This is a genomic window from Embleya sp. NPDC055664, from assembly GCF_053618075.1.
Genome location: NZ_JBSHGZ010000007.1, coordinates 215,209 through 230,578, shown reverse-complemented (window position 1 = coordinate 230,578; position 15,370 = coordinate 215,209). Strand labels below are relative to the sequence as shown.

The 15,370-nt window shown below is 71.0% G+C and carries 15 protein-coding genes; 6 read left to right on the top strand and 9 right to left on the bottom strand.

Features of this window, described 5'->3' with window-relative positions; all coding sequences use genetic code 11:
* Positions 1-26: 26 nt before the first annotated feature.
* Positions 27-620, bottom strand: coding sequence for an NADPH-dependent FMN reductase (locus ACWGR4_RS15365; protein ID WP_380003351.1), 594 nt, complete (start codon positions 618-620; stop codon positions 27-29).
* A 112-nt stretch (positions 621-732) separates the two neighbouring features.
* On the opposite strand from ACWGR4_RS15365, the gene ACWGR4_RS15360 reads away from it, so the two are divergent.
* Complete coding sequence (locus ACWGR4_RS15360; protein ID WP_380003350.1) at positions 733-1,575, top strand: helix-turn-helix domain-containing protein; 843 nt, start codon at positions 733-735, stop codon at positions 1,573-1,575.
* Positions 1,576-1,629: 54 nt separating this feature from the next.
* On the opposite strand, the gene thiC is transcribed toward ACWGR4_RS15360, so the two are convergent.
* The 4 genes from thiC to ACWGR4_RS15340 form a co-directional block, all read right to left on the bottom strand.
* Positions 1,630-3,396 carry a phosphomethylpyrimidine synthase ThiC gene (gene thiC / locus ACWGR4_RS15355; protein WP_452130791.1) on the bottom strand — a complete coding sequence of 589 codons (1,767 nt, stop codon included), beginning with the start codon at positions 3,394-3,396 and terminating at the stop codon, positions 1,630-1,632.
* Between the two features lie 151 nt (positions 3,397-3,547).
* Complete coding sequence (locus ACWGR4_RS15350; protein WP_380003348.1) at positions 3,548-3,748, bottom strand: hypothetical protein; 201 nt, start codon at positions 3,746-3,748, stop codon at positions 3,548-3,550.
* Between the two features lie 152 nt (positions 3,749-3,900).
* Positions 3,901-4,566, bottom strand: coding sequence for a thiaminase II (gene tenA / locus ACWGR4_RS15345; RefSeq protein ID WP_078976268.1), 666 nt, complete (start codon positions 4,564-4,566; stop codon positions 3,901-3,903).
* A 107-nt stretch (positions 4,567-4,673) separates the two neighbouring features.
* Positions 4,674-4,991, bottom strand: a complete 318-nt coding sequence (locus ACWGR4_RS15340; RefSeq protein ID WP_078976269.1) for a cupin domain-containing protein — start codon at positions 4,989-4,991, stop codon at positions 4,674-4,676.
* Between the two features lie 81 nt (positions 4,992-5,072).
* Here ACWGR4_RS15340 and ACWGR4_RS15335 point away from each other — a divergent pair, with 81 nt between their 5' ends.
* The 4 genes from ACWGR4_RS15335 (at position 5,073) to ACWGR4_RS15320 (ending at position 8,170) form a co-directional block, all read left to right on the top strand.
* The gene (locus ACWGR4_RS15335; RefSeq protein WP_452130790.1) at positions 5,073-5,450 is read left to right on the top strand and encodes a phage holin family protein; all 378 of its coding nucleotides are present in this window, start codon (positions 5,073-5,075) and stop codon (positions 5,448-5,450) included.
* A gap of 63 nt (positions 5,451-5,513) precedes the next feature.
* Positions 5,514-6,635, top strand: coding sequence for a cystathionine gamma-lyase (locus tag ACWGR4_RS15330; RefSeq protein WP_380003347.1), 1,122 nt, complete (start codon positions 5,514-5,516; stop codon positions 6,633-6,635).
* 74 nt (positions 6,636-6,709) lie between these two features.
* Positions 6,710-7,609 carry a LysR family transcriptional regulator gene (locus ACWGR4_RS15325; protein ID WP_380003346.1) on the top strand — a complete coding sequence of 300 codons (900 nt, stop codon included), beginning with the start codon at positions 6,710-6,712 and terminating at the stop codon, positions 7,607-7,609.
* 99 nt (positions 7,610-7,708) lie between these two features.
* Positions 7,709-8,170, top strand: a complete 462-nt coding sequence (locus ACWGR4_RS15320; protein WP_380003345.1) for an NUDIX domain-containing protein — start codon at positions 7,709-7,711, stop codon at positions 8,168-8,170.
* Between the two features lie 21 nt (positions 8,171-8,191).
* Here ACWGR4_RS15320 and ACWGR4_RS15315 read toward each other — a convergent pair whose 3' ends face one another.
* From ACWGR4_RS15315 to ACWGR4_RS15305, 3 genes are read right to left on the bottom strand one after another with little or no spacing between them, the layout of a single operon-like run.
* Positions 8,192-8,860 (bottom strand): response regulator, encoded by a 669-nt coding sequence (locus tag ACWGR4_RS15315; RefSeq protein WP_078976274.1) that lies wholly within the window; start codon positions 8,858-8,860, stop codon positions 8,192-8,194.
* Positions 8,857-10,197 (bottom strand): sensor histidine kinase, encoded by a 1,341-nt coding sequence (locus ACWGR4_RS15310; protein ID WP_452130789.1) that lies wholly within the window; start codon positions 10,195-10,197, stop codon positions 8,857-8,859. The genes ACWGR4_RS15315 and ACWGR4_RS15310 overlap by 4 nt, the downstream gene beginning before the upstream one ends.
* Before the next feature lie 23 nt (positions 10,198-10,220).
* Complete coding sequence (locus ACWGR4_RS15305; protein ID WP_380003343.1) at positions 10,221-12,389, bottom strand: MMPL family transporter; 2,169 nt, start codon at positions 12,387-12,389, stop codon at positions 10,221-10,223.
* An 820-nt stretch (positions 12,390-13,209) separates the two neighbouring features.
* Here ACWGR4_RS15305 and ACWGR4_RS15300 point away from each other — a divergent pair.
* A complete protein-coding gene (locus tag ACWGR4_RS15300; RefSeq protein WP_452130788.1) occupies positions 13,210-13,719 on the top strand; it encodes a nuclear transport factor 2 family protein in 510 nt (169 codons plus the stop codon).
* Positions 13,720-13,740: 21 nt separating this feature from the next.
* On the opposite strand, the gene ACWGR4_RS15295 is transcribed toward ACWGR4_RS15300, so the two are convergent.
* On the bottom strand, positions 13,741-15,270 hold the full coding sequence (locus ACWGR4_RS15295) for an MFS transporter (protein WP_452130787.1): 1,530 nt from the start codon (positions 15,268-15,270) through the stop codon (positions 13,741-13,743).
* Positions 15,271-15,370: the final 100 nt, after the last annotated feature.

Sequence of the window (15,370 nt, the reverse complement as noted above, 5' to 3'; positions counted from 1 at the left end):
GGATCCCGGGCCGTCGCCGTCCCGCCTCATGCCGGATACGGAGTCGACTCCCGCGCCGACCGGAGCGCGTGCGCCCACCAGGACAACTGGTCGAGCAGGACCTTGGCGTAGCCCGGGGCCTCGGGGTCGGTCGGGCGGTCGTCCCGCCACGTGAGGAAGTAGTTCGGGAAGGCCAGGCCGTCGCGAATGGTCACCGCGTGCAGCTCCGTCAGCACGTTCTCCAGGTGCAGCACCGCGTGCCGGCCACCCGCCGCGCCGCCGTAGCTGACGAAGGCCACGGGCTTGGCCGTCCACTGGGTGAAGTGCCAGTCGATGGCGGCCTTCAACGACGCGGGATAGCTGTGGTTGTACTCCGGCGTGACCAGCACGATCGCGTCGGCACTCGCGAGGGCCGACGTCAACGGCGCCATCCCGGCCGGACGGGGGTACTCGTCGGCGGGGGCCTTGGGCGATGTCGCGGGCAGCGCCAACGGGATGTCGATCTCGGCCAGATCGACGACATCCACCTCGAATCCGCCGTGGGCACTCACCTGTTCGGTGAACCACGAGGTCACGACCGGGCCGAATCGGCCTTCGCGAACACTTCCGACAATGATCAGCAGCTTGGGCTTGTTCTCCATGCCCACCACGATCCGGCCGCGCCGCGGGGGCAACCAGACCGCGCTCAGGCCGGCCCCCGGGGAGCCACGCTGAGCCCTCCACCGGCGGCGATCGGCGGCCTATGCTCGCGGCATGAGTACGCCGTTGGGGGATTTCATCCGCGCCAAACGCGACAGCGTGCAACCGGAATCACTGGGCCTGCCCGACCGCGGCCGACGCAGGTCGCCGGGACTGCGGCGCCTGGATCTCGCCGCGCGGGCCGGCATCAGCGTCGAATACCTGACCCGCATCGAACAGGGCCGGGACCGCAACCCCTCGGTGTCGATCGTGAACGCGCTCGCCGACGCGCTCAGCCTCGACCCCGCGGAACGGGTACACCTGCGCTATCTCGCGAAGATCAGCGGCGGCGAATGCTCCGCCCATCCCCGGCCCACGCCCACGCCGCAGGCCCGGGAGGTGCGCCCGACCATTCGGGAGACCCTTCGCCTGCTCGAACCGGGCATCGCCGCGGTGAGCAACCGACTGGGCTACGTGCTCGCCCACACCGCCGGCTACGCGTCGGTCATGGGCGCGAGCGGATTGCTCGACGCCGACGCCCCGAACCTCACCCGCTACGTGTTCACCGACCCCGCCGCGCGGACCTTCTTCGTCGACTGGGACGTCGTCGCCGACGAGCAGGCCTTCGACCTCTGGCTCGCCCCCTCGGCGGAGGGCTCCCAGTGGATCACCAGCGAACTCGGGCCCCTCGCCGGACCCGAGTTCACCACCCGCCTGAACCGACACGTGGTGCCCGCACGCGGCGTACTCCGCCTCGACCACCCCTCGGGCCACCGACTCGAACTCAACCGGGAGACGCTCGAACTCGCCTGCGACGACCAGCAGCTGGTCGTCTTCCTGCCGGCGGACGAGGCGACGGCGACAAGCCTGGAGCAACTGCGCCGATCGGGCCCCGGCCGACTCCGAGCGATCTCCTAGCGCCTGTCCGGCCAGGGCCCGCGGATACCGGGATCCGCGGGCTCTCGCCGCGACTCAGTCGGCCAGCGGCAGATACACCCGGTTGCCCGAGGCGGCGAACTCCGCCGACTTGGCGCGCATGCCGGCCTCGGCCTCGGCGTCGACCGCCACGACCGCCACGCCGTCGCCGTGTTCCGCGCGGATGTCGTGGGAGATCCGCATGCTGCAGAACTTCGGCCCGCACATCGAGCAGAAGTGGGCGGTCTTCGCCGGCTCGGCCGGCAGCGTCGCGTCGTGATAGGCCCGCGCCGTGTCCGGGTCCATCGCCAGGTCGAACTGGTCCTGCCAGCGGAACTCGAACCGGGCATCGGAGAGCGCGTCGTCCCACGCCTGCGCGCCCGGGTGGCCCTTGGCCAGGTCGGCCGCGTGCGCGGCGATCCGGTACGCGATCACGCCCGCCTTGACGTCGTCGCGGTCCGGCAGGCCCAGGTGCTCCTTCGGCGTCACGTAGCAGAGCATCGCGGTACCCCACATGCCGATCATCGCCGCGCCGATCGCCGAGGTGATGTGGTCGTAGCCGGGCGCCACGTCGGTGGTCAGCGGGCCCAGGGTGTAGAACGGCGCCTCGTCGCAGATGCGCTGCTGGAGGTCGACGTTCTCCTTGATCTTGTGCATCGGCACGTGGCCGGGGCCCTCGATCATCACCTGGACGTCCATCGACCGGGAGATCCGGCCCAGTTCGCCCAGCGTCTCCAACTCGGCGAACTGCGCCGCGTCGTTGGCGTCGGCGATCGAGCCCGGACGCAGGCCGTCGCCGAGCGAGTAGGTCACGTCGTACGCGCGCAGGATCTCGGTCAGCTCGGCGAAGTGCGTGTACAGGAAGTTCTCCCGGTGGTGCGCCAGACACCACGCGGCCATGATCGAGCCGCCGCGCGAGACGATCCCGGTCTTGCGCCGCGCGGTCAGCGGCACATAGCGCAGCAGCACGCCGGCGTGCACCGTCATGTAGTCGACGCCCTGCTCGCACTGCTCGATCACGGTGTCCCGGTACAGCTCCCAGGTCAGTTCCTCGGGCTTGCCGTTCACCTTCTCCAGCGCCTGGTACAGCGGCACCGTGCCGATCGGGACCGGCGAGTTGCGCACGATCCACTCGCGCGTGGTGTGGATGTCCTTGCCGGTGGACAGGTCCATCACGGTGTCCGCGCCCCAGCGGATCGCCCACACCAGCTTGTCCGTCTCCTCCTCGATCGAGGAGGTCACCGCCGAGTTGCCGATGTTCGCGTTCACCTTGACCAGGAAGTTCTTCCCGATCGCCATCGGCTCGATCTCGGGGTGGTTGATGTTCGCGGGCAACACCGCCCGCCCGGCGGCGATCTCGTCCCGCACCACCTCGGGGGTCAGGCCCTCGCGGACGGCCACGAACTCCATCTCCGGGGTGATCAGCCCGCGCCGGGCGTAGCCGAGTTGGGTCACCGCCTCGGATCCGGCGGCCCGCCGGGGACGCACCCCCGCGCCCGGCACCGCGAGCCCGGCCGGGGTGAGGTCGGCGATCCGGCCGTCGTAGCGCTCGGTGTCGCCGCGCTCGTCGATCCACGCCTCGCGCAACGCGGGCAGACCGCGCCGCACGTCCACCTCGAAGGCGGGATCGGTGTACGGGCCGGACGTGTCGTACAGGCGAACCGTCTCGCCGTTGGTCAGGTGCACCGTACGCACCGGGACGCGCAGGTCCTCGCGCGATCCGGCGACATAGCCGCGGTGGTGGGCGGGGGAAATCGGACCGCTGGTGACCGTCTGCGCGGCGGCGGTGCCGGCGGCGGACAGCGAAGTGTCGTGCGAGGTCATGGAAAGGCTCCCTACGCCGGCATTACCCGGTCAGGTTCTGCGGTCGGCGCGGCCTCAGCGCCCTCTCAGCCCGGTGCCCCGAGCTCCCGTGTATCTCCGTGTGGTGCGCCCCCACCCTGGCACACCGTCGACCGCACGACCAGCGCCGGGTTCACTCCAGCGGATCGCGCGGTCCCCGACCGGCCACCGCCGTACGCGCGAGCACGACCATGCCGATCACCACGAACAACCCCACGACACCCTTGACGAGGACCATCAGGAAGGCCGAGAACAGCCAGATCAGCAACCAGCACAGCAGCACCAGCGCCACCACCGGAACGCCGATGCGCGCCCACCGCGGCCATGTCTCCATCGTCCAACCCCCAAGTCACGCGAACCCACGCGAGACGTGCACACCAGGGGAGCACATTCCCCGGGAGGACACGCCCTACCCGGGAAGCCCGGTTCCGCTCCGCGCGACGGCGGCCCGACGTGCGCCGGGCCGCGCTCCGCCGTACCCCGTGCTCAGACCGGCCAGCGCTCGCCTCGCCACGCGGCGTCCCAGAACATCCACTCGTAGCGCGCGGTGGTCGCGAAGTGTTCCAGCATCCGGGCCCGTTCGCCCGCCGACAGGTCCTCGCCGATCCGGTCCACCAGATCCAGGACCGCGCGCACCGTCTCCTGGAACTCCTCGGCGCCGTACGTGGCTATCCACCGCCCGTACAACTCGTCGGGCGAACCCTTGGCGAGCAGCGCGTCACCCACCCGGGCGTAGATCCAGTAGCAGGGCAGTACCGCGGCCACACCCTCGGCGAACGAGCCGTTGTGCACGGTGGCCATCAGGTAGCTGACGTAGGCGCGGGTGCTGGGCAACACCGGCTCGGTCGCCGTCGCGTCGGCCACCGAGCTGCCGAAGTCGACCATGAAGCCCTCGTGCAGCGACCGCTCCGCCGCGATCGCCCCGGCCGCGTCCTGCGCGAACTGTACGGTCGTCGCCTCGTCCGGCGCCTTGGCCGCGCACACCGCGAGCGCCCTGGCGTAGTCGCGCAGGTAGTGCGAGTCCTGCACGACGTAGTGCCGGAACGCCTCGCGCGGCAGCGTGCCGTCGGTGAGTCCGTGGATGAAGGGGTGGTCGAGGATCGCCGCGTAGACGTCCTCGATCGACGCCCAGAGTTCGTCGCGCAGTGCCATCGGATGTACTTCCCGTCGTCGGATCCCGAGATGCGATTGTCGTACACCGCTCGGTCGGTGGGCGGAGCCGCCGCCTGCGGGAGGGGCCGGGACCACCGGTCGCGCGCTCACGCCTCCGGCGGGGAGAAGAACACCAGCACGCGCAGCGGTTCGGTGATCCGGTGGAAGTGGTGCGGCACCTTCGCCGGCACGTACACCACGCTGCCGCGGGCGACCGCGGTCGACTCGTCGCCCACGGTCAGCGTGGCCCGACCGCTGATCACCACGTACGCCTCGTCCTGCCCGTGCGGCTTCTGGGTGTCGGTCTCGCCCGGCTCCAGGGCGTACAGGCCCATCGAGAAGTTACGCTCGCGCAGGAAGCTCAGATACGCGCCCTGTTCGAAGGCGCGTTCCGCGTCCAAGTCGTCGAGGCGGAAGACCTTCATGTGACCAACTCCTTACCGACACGAGCAGACTTATCGTCCAGGCACGAGCGGGAGAGGCCCGCCGAGTGCCAGCATCAAGATATGAAAAGCCTGCTCATCAAACTTGTCGCCAACGCACTGGCCATCTGGTTCGCCGGCTGGTTCGTGTCCGGAATCGATCTCGCCGACGGTGCCTCGGCCGGCACCAGGGCCAAGACGATAATTTTCGTCGCGCTCATCTTCGGGATCGTCAACGCGATTATCAAACCGATCGTGAAGCTGCTCTCCCTGCCGCTGTTCGTACTCACCCTGGGCCTGATCACGTTCGTGATCAACGCGCTGATGTTGTGGCTGACCGAGGCGATATCCAACAGGCTCGATCTCGACTTCCACATCGACGGCTTCGGGGCGGCCCTGCTCGGCGCCCTGGTGATCGGCCTGGTCAGCTGGTTCCTGAGCATGATCCTGGACCGCGACTGACGGCCGTCCGCCACGATGGCTCGGCACGAGGTTTCACGTGAAACAGGCAGCGAGGGAGTCGTGATGGCCGACGAATGGAGTGACGGGACCCGCGCGGTCCGGGTGGGCAGCCCCGGCCACGCCCCGGGCGACCCCTTCCTGCCCGGGCCGGTGTTCGCCGGCACCTACCACCTGCCCGGCGAGCCGGCCGGGCCCTACCAGTACGGGCGCTACGCCAACCCCACCTGGACCGGCCTGGAGACCGCGATCGGCGCGTTGGAGGGCGCCGCCGACACGGTGACGTTCGCGTCCGGGATGGCCGCGGTTTCGGCCGTCCTGCTCGGCCTCACCGGGCCGGGCGACGTGGTCGTGCTGCCCTCCGACGGCTACCCCGCCACCCGCACGGTCGGCGCGCACCTGGCCGCGCGCGGGGTCGAGGTGCGCACCGTGCCGACCGCCGGGGACGAACTGGAACGGGCCCTGCCCGGGGCCCGACTGGTGTGGCTGGAGACCCCGAGCAACCCGGGTCTGGACGTGTGCGACATCCGCCGCGTCGCGGAACTCGCGCACGTCCGGGGCGCGCTGGTGGCGGTGGACAACACGCTGGCCACTCCGCTGGGCCAACTCCCGCTCGCGCTGGGTGCGGACATCTCGGCGGCGAGCGGCACCAAGGCGCTGACCGGGCACAGCGACGTGCTGCTCGGCTACGTCGCCTGCGCGAGCGCCGACCTGGCCGAGCGGGTCCGGTCCTGGCGCTCGCTCACCGGTGCGGTGCCCGGGCCGATGGAGGCATGGTTGGCGCATCGTTCGTTGTCCACCCTCCAGTTGCGGGTGGATCGGCAGGGCGCCAACGCCCTGGCCGTGGCCGAGGCGCTGCTCGCTCGCCCCGAGGTCACCGACGTCCGCCACCCCGCGCTGAAGGGCGATCCGTCCTACGATGTCGCCACCCGTGTGATGCGGCGGTTCGGCTGCGTGGTGGGCTTCACGCTCGCCGACGCGGACACCGCTCGTCGCTTCCTGGGCGCCCTCGAACTGGTCGCCGACGCCACCAGTTTCGGCGGCGTGCACAGCATGGCCGAGCGACGTGCGCGCTGGGCCGGGAACGATGTCGCGGAGGGGTTCGTCAGATTCTCGGCGGGCTGCGAGGACACCGCGGATCTCGTCGCCGACGTGCTGCGCGCCCTGGACGCCGCCTCCCCGGGCTGACCTGCGACTTCGGGCAAGATCACGTGATGTCCCCGGCTCTCGGGAGTGGTCGGGGGACACGAGACGGGGGACCCGTGGACCTGACGCTGTTGCGCACTTTCCTGGCCGTGCACCGCGCGGGCTCCTTCACCCGGGCCTCCGCGTCGCTCGGACTCTCGCAACCGGCGATAACCGCGCAGATCCGCACCCTGGAAAAGCAGGTGGGCAAGCAGCTGTTCGAACGGCTGCCGCGCGGAGTGGCGCCCACCGGCCCCGCCGACGAACTGGCCCGCCGACTCGCCCCGCACCTGGACGCGATCGAGGAGATCGCCGCCCGCGAGCTGCGCGGCACCGACCCGATGCGGCGCACGGTGCACCTGGGCGGCCCCACCGAACTGACCGCGCTGCGCGTGTTGCCGTCGCTGGCCGACCTGGTCCGGCGCGGCCTGCGGTTACGGGTGACCCTGGGTCCCGGCGACACGCTGTTGGCCGGGCTCGCCGCGGCCCGGCACGACCTGGTCATCTCCGACGTGCGCCCGCGTGCCCGGGGGATCGTCGGCACACCGCTCACCGACGAGGAGTACGTCCTGGTCGGCGCGCCGAACTGGGCCTCGCGGCTGCCGCAGAGTCGGATCCGGGCGCAGGGCCCGGCCGCCCTGGACGGGGTGCCGCTGGTCGGCGAGGCCGAGGAGCAGCCGCTGATCCGGCGCTACTGGTCCACCGTGTTCGACGCCAAGCCCACCGCGCCCGCCGCGGTGACGGTCCCCGACCTGCGCGCCGTCCTGGAGTGTGTGCGCGCCGGGCACGGCATCGCGGTGCTGCCGCGCTACCTGTGCGCCGAGGCGCTGGACCGGCGCGCGGTGGTGGCCCTCCTGGAGCCCGAACTGCCGCCGTTGCACACGGTGTTCCTAGCGGTGCGCGAGGGCACGCTGAGCCAACCGCACATCGCGCATCTGCACGGCGAGCTGATCGCGCGCGCCGCGCGCTGGGCATGATCCCTTCGCGTGGGGTGAGACAGGCATAAACCGGCCGCTCCGTCGGAAAGCAAGTCTCAGACGGGGGGCAACGCCTGGCGAGAAAGCAGAGGCACGACGATGCGTTCAGTGGTGAAGCGGACGGCACGCGCGATCCTCCTCGACGAGGAGGACCGGATGGTGCTGATCAAACGCACGAAGCCGGGCAGTTCCCCGTACTGGATCACCCCCGGCGGCGGCGTCGAACCCGAGGACACCACGGTCACCGAGGCGCTGCGGCGCGAGGTGTTCGAGGAGTTGGGCGGCAAGATCGGCCGACCGGTGCCCGCGTTCGTGGACACCGTGCCCGAGCCCGGCGGGGTCAAGGTCCAGCACTTCTTCGCCTGCCGGCTCGAATCGATGGACCCCGCGCTGCGGCACGGGCCCGAGGTGGACGAGCCGAACGGCGAGTACGACATCGTGCGCGTGCCGTTCACCCCGGCCGGACTGGCCTCGGTCGGGCTGGTACCGGCCAGCCTCGCGGCCTATCTGCGGGCCAACGTCGAGGGCATCCACACCCTGCTCGCGGGCGATCTGGGCTGACGTGCACCGGGACGCGGGAAGTCAGCCGCGTCCCGGTCGAACCATCCCCGACTCGTAGGCGATCACCACGAGTTGCGCTCGGTCGCGCGCGCCGAGCTTGACCATCGCCCGGCTGACGTGGGTCTTGGCGGTCAGCGGTGACACGAACAGATGCTCGGCGATCTCGTCGTTGCTCATCCCGGCCGCGACCAGCGACAACACCTCGCGCTCACGGTCGGTCAGCGCCTCCAACCGGTCCGGGGCGGCCACCTTGGGCTCGGGCTGGGACAGGAAGCGGGCCACCAGGGCGCGGGTGGCGCCCGGCGAGAGCAGCGCATCTCCCGACGCGACGGTCTTGATCGCCTTGAGCAGGTCCTCGGGATCGGTGTCCTTGACCAGGAACCCGCTGGCCCCGGCCCGCAGCGCCTCGAACACGTACTCGTCGACCTCGAACGTGGTCAGCACCAGCACCCGCACCCCCGCGAGATCGTCGTCGCGCACGATCCGCCGGGTCGCCTCCAGGCCGTCCATGCCGGGCATCCGAATGTCCATCAGCACCACGTCCGGGGTGGTCTCCCGGGCCAGCGCCAGCGCCTCGGTGCCGTTCGCCGCCTCGCCGACCACCACCAGCTCCGGGTCGCTGCCGACCAGCACCTTGAAGCCCGAGCGCACCAGCAGCTGGTCGTCCGCGATCAGCACGCGCACCGTCATGAGGACTCTCCTTCGCGGCGCGCCGACGGCGCGCCCTTGTGGTGCGGCAGCACCGCGTGTACCGAAAACCCGCCGTTGGGGCCGGGGCCCACCGCGAGCGAGCCGCCCACGGCGACCGCCCGTTCCCGCATGCCGAGCAGGCCGTGGCCGGTGCCGTCGGCGCCGCCCGTGCGCCCCGGCTCGGGGGTGCCGCGACCGTCGTCGAGCACGTCGACCTCGACCGCGTGCTCCCCGTAGACCACCCGCACGATCGCGGTGGCCCCGTCGCCGGCGTGCTTCATCGCGTTGGTCAGCGACTCCTGGACGATCCGGTACAGGGCCAGGCCCACCGGCGCAGACGGGGTCCGGTCCTGGCCGGACTCCTCGAGCAGCACCGGCAACCCCGCGTTGCGGTAGGACGCCACCAGCGACTCCACGTCGTCCACCCCGGGCGTCGGCTCGGTGGGCAGGTCGTTGTCGCCGTCCTGGCGCAGCACGCCCAGCGTGGTGCGCAGTTCGGCCAGCGCGTCGCGGCTGGCCACCTTGATGTGTACCAGCGCCTCCTTGGCCTGCGGCACGTCGCGATCGATGACGTGCGCGGCCACGCCCGCCTGAATGTTGATCATCGCGATGCTGTGTGCGACCACGTCGTGCAGCTCGCGGGCGATGCGCATACGTTCGGCGGTGACCCGGCGCCGGGCCTCGTCCTCGCGCTCCTGCTCGGCGCGGGCGAGGCGGGCCTGTACCTCCGCCCAGTAGGCCCGCTTCGCGCGGACCGCCTCGCCGATCGCGACCGGCAGATACATCCAGATCCCGGACAGGTACTTCTCCGGGGACAGGAATCCGTCGGGGGTCAGGCCTATCCGCATCGCGGTGTGCAGCAGGGCCACGCCCGAGGCGATCAGCACCGAGCGGCGCAGTTGGCCGCGGGCGGCCACGGTGTACAGCGCCACCATGGTCGGCATCAGGATCGGCCCGTCGAGGCCGTCGGCGGCCAGGTAGAAGATCTGGCCCGCCTCGGTGAGCACCAGCACGGTCAGCGGCCAGCGCAGCCGGCCCAGCAGCACCAGGCAGGTGAGCGCGCCGATGGCCAGGTTGAACGCGTCCGGGCTGCCGGTGGTGTCCTGCCGCCTGGTCGAACCGATCGCGCCGCCGATCACACACAGCAGCACCAGCGCGACCAGCAGCACCTCGCCCAGCCACGGCCGACAGCTCAGGCGCCGGGAGAACGACTTGGGCAGCGGCAACAACCAGGGCTCCACCGACTCGACTGCCCGGGTGCCCGTGCCGGCGCCGGTTCCGGCCCCGGACGCGGGAAGACCCCGCACGGCAACTCGCGCGGGGCCTTCCGCAGCCATCTGCTCTCCTCGGTCCTACCGGGTCACCGGTCCCCGGCGAACACCGGCTTCCTGTCCTCCTCGCCCCGGCCGACCCGCCCCGTCGCCCGGTCGCCGTGTCCCGGCCACCACGCGGCGTGCCCGATCAGGGCGGTCACCGAGGGCACCAGGAACATCGACATCACGAACGCCGAGATGCAGATCCCGACCGAGACCGCGAAGCCCATCTGGGTCATCATGTCGATGCCCGCCATCATGAGCGACGCGAACGTCCCTGCCAGGATGACACCCGCGGCGGCGATCGAGGGACCCGCGTGCTCGACGGCCAGCGCCGCGGCCTGCCTCGGCTCGTGTCCCTCCTTGGCCTCCTCGCGCAGGCGGGCGACCATCAAGATGTTGTAGTCGGTGCCGATGGCGACCACGAACATGTAGATCATCACCGGCAGCATGAACATCACGCCGGAGTTGCCGGCCAGCGTCTGGAAGACGAGAACCGTCGCGCCGATCGTCGAGATGAAGCCCAGGACCACCGCCAGCATCAGGTACCACGGGGCCACCACGCTGCGCAGCAGCAAGCCGAGCACCAGCGCGATCAGCAGCCCGGCGACCGGGAAGATCACCGACAGGTCGCGGTTGGTGGCCTCGCGGATGTCGGTGAAGGCCGCGGTCTGGCCGCCCACCATCGCCTTGGTGCCCTCCGGCTGGTGGGCGTGCGCGAAGTCGCGCAGCGGGTCGATGCTGTCCAGCGCCTTGTTCGCGAACGGGCTCTCCTTGAGCACGATGGCGATCTCGGCGGACATCCCGTCGCCGCTGACCTTGACGTGCGAACCCTGGGCGTCCTCGCCGGCCTCGTTCAGGTCGCCGACGCCCTCGACGCCCTTGAACGACAGGGCGAAGCGCTCCGCCGCGCCCTTGTCGATCGGCTTGCCGTCGGTGCTCTCGAGGTAGATCTGCGTCGGGTTGAGCGTGCCCGCCGCGAAGTCGAGCTGCATGTCCTTCATCGACTTGGCCGACTCGGTGTCCCCGGGCAGCTGACCGAGCTGGTCGTAGTCGGCCTTGAAGTTCAGCGCGCCGGCGGCGAAGGCCACCATGACCACGCCGGCGACCAGGGCCACCGCGACCGGCTTGCGCCCGACCAGACCGCCGATCCGGTGGAAGGCGGTGCCCTTGGGCTGGTGCTGCCAGGTCTTGGACGGCCAGAACACCTTCGGGCCGATCAGCGACACCACGGCGGGCACCAGGGTCAGCGCGGCGATCGCCATCACGATCACCGCGATGGCCAGACCCGGGCCCATCGACTTGAACGAGCCGAACGTGGCGAGCAACATCGCGCCGAAGGCGATCACCACGGCGCCGGCGGCCGAGGCGATGGCCTCGCCCACCCGCTCGACGGAGACGATCATCGCCTCCTTCTTGTCGTCGCCCGCGCGCAGTCGTTCGCGGTAGCGGAAGAGCAGGAAGAGGATGTAGTCGGTGCCGATACCGAACAACACCACGATCAGGATCGTGTTCAGCGACTGGTCCACCTGCAGGCCGGTGGCCTTGCCGACGATGGCGATCACGGGCGAGGCGACCATCGACACCAGCGCGACCATGATCACCGGCAGCAGGGCCGCGATCGGACTGCGGTAGATCGCCAGGAGCAGCACGATGATCAGCACGATCGTGACGATGCCGACGATCGCCTCGGCCTTCTTGAAGGCGTCCTCGTTGTCGACGTTGATCGCCACGCTGCCGGTGAAGCCGAGCTTGAGGTCGGTCTTTTCGACCATCGGCTTCGCCTTGTCGCGGAGCTTCTTCAGCGCCTCGTTGACGAACTTGTCCTGCTGTTCGCCCTTGATGTACGCGGTGCCCAGGGCGATCCGGTCCTTGGCGGCGCCCGCCTCGACCTTGGAGACGTGCTCGACGCCGGCCGCGCCCAGCCTGCCGGTGATCTCCTTGACCGTGCTCTTGTCGGCCTCGGTCAGGTTCTTGCCGTCGGCACGCTTGAAGACCAGCAGCGCGGTCTGCTCGGTGGACTGCGGGAAGGCCTTCTCGGCGAGGTCTTGGGCCTGTACGGACTCGTACTTGCCGGGCAGGAAGCTCGACTGGTCCTGGTTGGTCAGGTCGCTCAGCTTCGGCGCGAACATGACGAGGGCGATCGCGGCTATCAGCCAGGCCGCGATCACCTTCCAGGGGTTGTGGACGACGAGCCTGCCGAGTCGTCCGAACATTGATCTCTCCTCGGTCGCGTGGGCGATCCCACGGTGTGACCGGCCCCCGAGGACGCCTTGTGATCCGATTCACAAGGCGTGCCGATCGCCGCACGAACCGAGAGAACGCTGGTGGTGTCAGCTTCGACGGTAGGCAGGCGGCGCCGACCACTTCAAACGAAATCGGGCCCCGGAACCCAAGTTCCGCCCCCGGGACTACAGCCGTGCACCGCCCTCGCAGACGCCTCCACGACCTCCTACTCCAGCGGGAGTAGACACATCTCGTGCCCGGGGATGAACGTCTCCGCACTCGGGTTCGCGCGAAGACCCGGCACGAACACCCGGCACGAGGACCAAGCACGAACCCACCGCACACCAAGCGCGACCGGACACGATCACATCCATGCGGCGGGCCCCGAACAGACCCCGTGCCCCGGGACCCGCCGTAGGGGAAGCGAGCGGTCCGCGGCCTTCCGGGGGAGGGAGCCCGTGGACCGCCGCCGCCTCCCCGGTACACCCGCCGCCCGTCGGAGACCCCGGCCACGCACGCCGCCGCACGCCGGGGCGGAGGGCGTCCCGACGGGCGGCGGCTGTCGGAGGGGCGGGGTGCGCGAGCGCGAGGCTACGCGGCGGCGGGGTACGCGACCGGCATCACGCCGTGCTCCTTCGCGGACACCGGGAAACAGTGCGCCGAACCCCCGACCCGAGGTGGGCCAAGCCTCACCCCGGCCTGCTCACCCCCGGCGCCGGACCGATCACCCCCTCGACCACCCCCACTCACCCCCGATCCGCACCGAGGCTGGAGGGGAGCCCGACCAGAGCCACCACCCGAGGAGTCCGGATGTTCGTCACCCGCCCCACCGCACTCACCGCCGGCACCACGGCCGACACCGCCACGATCATCCGCGAACTGCGCGACCGGGCCGAGATCGTGGACGCACTGCTGCGCTTCGGCCTCGGCTTCGACCTGAAGGACCGGGACCTGTTCCGGAGCGCCTTCACCCCGGACGCCGAGTTCGACTTCCGCCCGGTCGCCGCCGAACTCGGCCTGGAGGTACCCGTGATGGTCGGCATCGAGGCGATCGAGGCGGTGCACTTCAACCCGGACGTCCGGCTCGACACCACCCACACGGTGGACAACACGCGCATCGAGATCACCGGTGACCGGGCCCGCCTGACCGCCCTGGTCGAGGCCCAGCACCTGCCGACCGGCGACCACACGCGACACCTGCTCCTGAAAAACCGATACGCCGTCGACCTGGTCCGCACCGGCGACGCCTGGGCAATGCGTCACCTGTACGTGGAGAACATCTGGCGCACCGGCGACCCGAAGGTCCTGATCGGTGCCTGACCCCGACCGGCCGGGGCGGCCTCAGCCCGCCGCCGGCGACGCGAGCGGGGTGGCCTCCCCGGGAGCGGTCGCCGGCTTCGGGCCGGGCCGCATCAAGATCGTGACGAGCACCGCGGCCACCACGCCGACCAGGCCCGCCACGAGGTAGGTCGCCTGGACACCGGCCACCGCCGCCGAGTGCGCCGCGCCGTCCACCAACATTCGGCGCTCCGGCGGGGCGGCGTGCACGAGGGCGGGCGTCTGCCCGCCGGCGATCGTATGCGCGGCGCCCGCCGGATCGGCCAGGCCGCGCCCGGACAGCTCGGCCCGCGCCCGGGCGGTGAACACGCTGCCCAGGACCGCGATACCGAAGGCGAAGCCCAACTGTCGGGTGGTGTTGACCGCGCCGGCGGCCATCCCGCCCCGTGTCGCCGGCACCGACGACATCGACACCGAACCCAGGATCGGCGTGGCCATCCCCACCCCCACGCCGACCAGCGCGAAGCCCGGCACCAGCGCCGGCCACCCCGCCGAGCCGTGCACAAGCGCGGCGGTCAGCAACCCCCCGGCGCCGACCGCGAGCAGCCCACCGCCGATCACCGGAGCGGGACGCCGACCGTGCAGCACCCGACCGAGCCCCGCGGAGACCGCGAACGCGACGATCGACATCGGCAGCCCGGTCAGCCCCGCGCCGATCGGGCTCATCCCGCGCACGGTCTGGAGCCAGATCGAGGTGTAGGAGAAGCCGGCGAAGGCCGCGAAGGTGAGCAGGAAGCCCGCGAGCAGCACCCCGACGAACGTCCGGTTGCGCAGCAGCGCGAGGTCGAACAGGGGGTGCCGGGAACGCACTTCGATCACCGTGAAACCGGCGAGCGAGACGACCGAGGCGGTGAGCAGCCATCGGACTCCGGCGTCCGACCAGCCGTCCTCGTTCGCCCGGATCAGCGCGTACGTGGCGGCGGCTGCCGCGAGCGTGAAGCCGACCATGCCGGCGAGGTCGAGCCGACCCGCGAACGTCGGCCGTACGGGCGCCAGGACCCGCAGACACAACGCGATGGCCACCGCGCCGACCGGCAGGTTGACGAAGAAGATCCAGCGCCACGACACCCCCTGGGTGAGCAGCCCGCCCAGGATCGGGCCGACCGCCGCCGAGGCGCCCGCGACCGCTCCCCACACGCCGTACGCGCTGCCCCGGTCGCGCCCGGTGTAGGCGCCGTCGAGCAGGGCGAAGGTGGTGGCGAACATCGCCGCCGCGCCCACGCCCTGCACGGCCCGGGCACCGATCAGCACCCCCGTACCGGGCGCGAGCCCGCAGGCGAGGGACGACAGCGCGAAGAGCGCGAGTCCGCCGACGTGGATCCGCCGGTGGCCGAAGCGGTCGGCGATCGAGCCCGCGCCGAACACGAGCGCGGCCAGGGCGAGGGCGTAGGCGTCGACGACCCATTGCAGCCCCCCGAAGGACGCGTCCAGGTCGCCGACCATGTCCGGGAGCGCGACGTTCACGATCGTGACGTCGATGAGCAGCATGAACGTGCCCAGGCACACCGTGATCAGGGGCAGCCACTTGCGCATGTCGATACCTGTTTCCGGCGAAGGCGACGGGGCGGGGGCAGGCCCGGTGCGGCTCCCCGGCACCCAGTCTGGGCAGCGCCCTACCAGAAATCCAACAGAT

What these genes read in the sequence shown, in the direction of transcription:
- ACWGR4_RS15365 (WP_380003351.1), bottom strand. Translation starts at nt 620, where the DNA reads ATGGAGAACAAGCCCAAGCTGCTGATCATTGTCGGAAGTGTTCGCGAA.
- ACWGR4_RS15360 (WP_380003350.1), top strand. Translation starts at nt 733, where the DNA reads ATGAGTACGCCGTTGGGGGATTTCATCCGCGCCAAACGCGACAGCGTG.
- thiC (WP_452130791.1), bottom strand. Translation starts at nt 3,396, where the DNA reads ATGACCTCGCACGACACTTCGCTGTCCGCCGCCGGCACCGCCGCCGCG.
- ACWGR4_RS15350 (WP_380003348.1), bottom strand. Translation starts at nt 3,748, where the DNA reads ATGGAGACATGGCCGCGGTGGGCGCGCATCGGCGTTCCGGTGGTGGCG.
- tenA (WP_078976268.1), bottom strand. Translation starts at nt 4,566, where the DNA reads ATGGCACTGCGCGACGAACTCTGGGCGTCGATCGAGGACGTCTACGCG.
- ACWGR4_RS15340 (WP_078976269.1), bottom strand. Translation starts at nt 4,991, where the DNA reads ATGAAGGTCTTCCGCCTCGACGACTTGGACGCGGAACGCGCCTTCGAA.
- ACWGR4_RS15335 (WP_452130790.1), top strand. Translation starts at nt 5,073, where the DNA reads ATGAAAAGCCTGCTCATCAAACTTGTCGCCAACGCACTGGCCATCTGG.
- ACWGR4_RS15330 (WP_380003347.1), top strand. Translation starts at nt 5,514, where the DNA reads ATGGCCGACGAATGGAGTGACGGGACCCGCGCGGTCCGGGTGGGCAGC.
- ACWGR4_RS15320 (WP_380003345.1), top strand. Translation starts at nt 7,709, where the DNA reads ATGCGTTCAGTGGTGAAGCGGACGGCACGCGCGATCCTCCTCGACGAG.
- ACWGR4_RS15315 (WP_078976274.1), bottom strand. Translation starts at nt 8,860, where the DNA reads ATGACGGTGCGCGTGCTGATCGCGGACGACCAGCTGCTGGTGCGCTCG.
- ACWGR4_RS15310 (WP_452130789.1), bottom strand. Translation starts at nt 10,197, where the DNA reads ATGGCTGCGGAAGGCCCCGCGCGAGTTGCCGTGCGGGGTCTTCCCGCG.
- ACWGR4_RS15305 (WP_380003343.1), bottom strand. Translation starts at nt 12,389, where the DNA reads ATGTTCGGACGACTCGGCAGGCTCGTCGTCCACAACCCCTGGAAGGTG.
- ACWGR4_RS15300 (WP_452130788.1), top strand. Translation starts at nt 13,210, where the DNA reads ATGTTCGTCACCCGCCCCACCGCACTCACCGCCGGCACCACGGCCGAC.
- ACWGR4_RS15295 (WP_452130787.1), bottom strand. Translation starts at nt 15,270, where the DNA reads ATGCGCAAGTGGCTGCCCCTGATCACGGTGTGCCTGGGCACGTTCATG.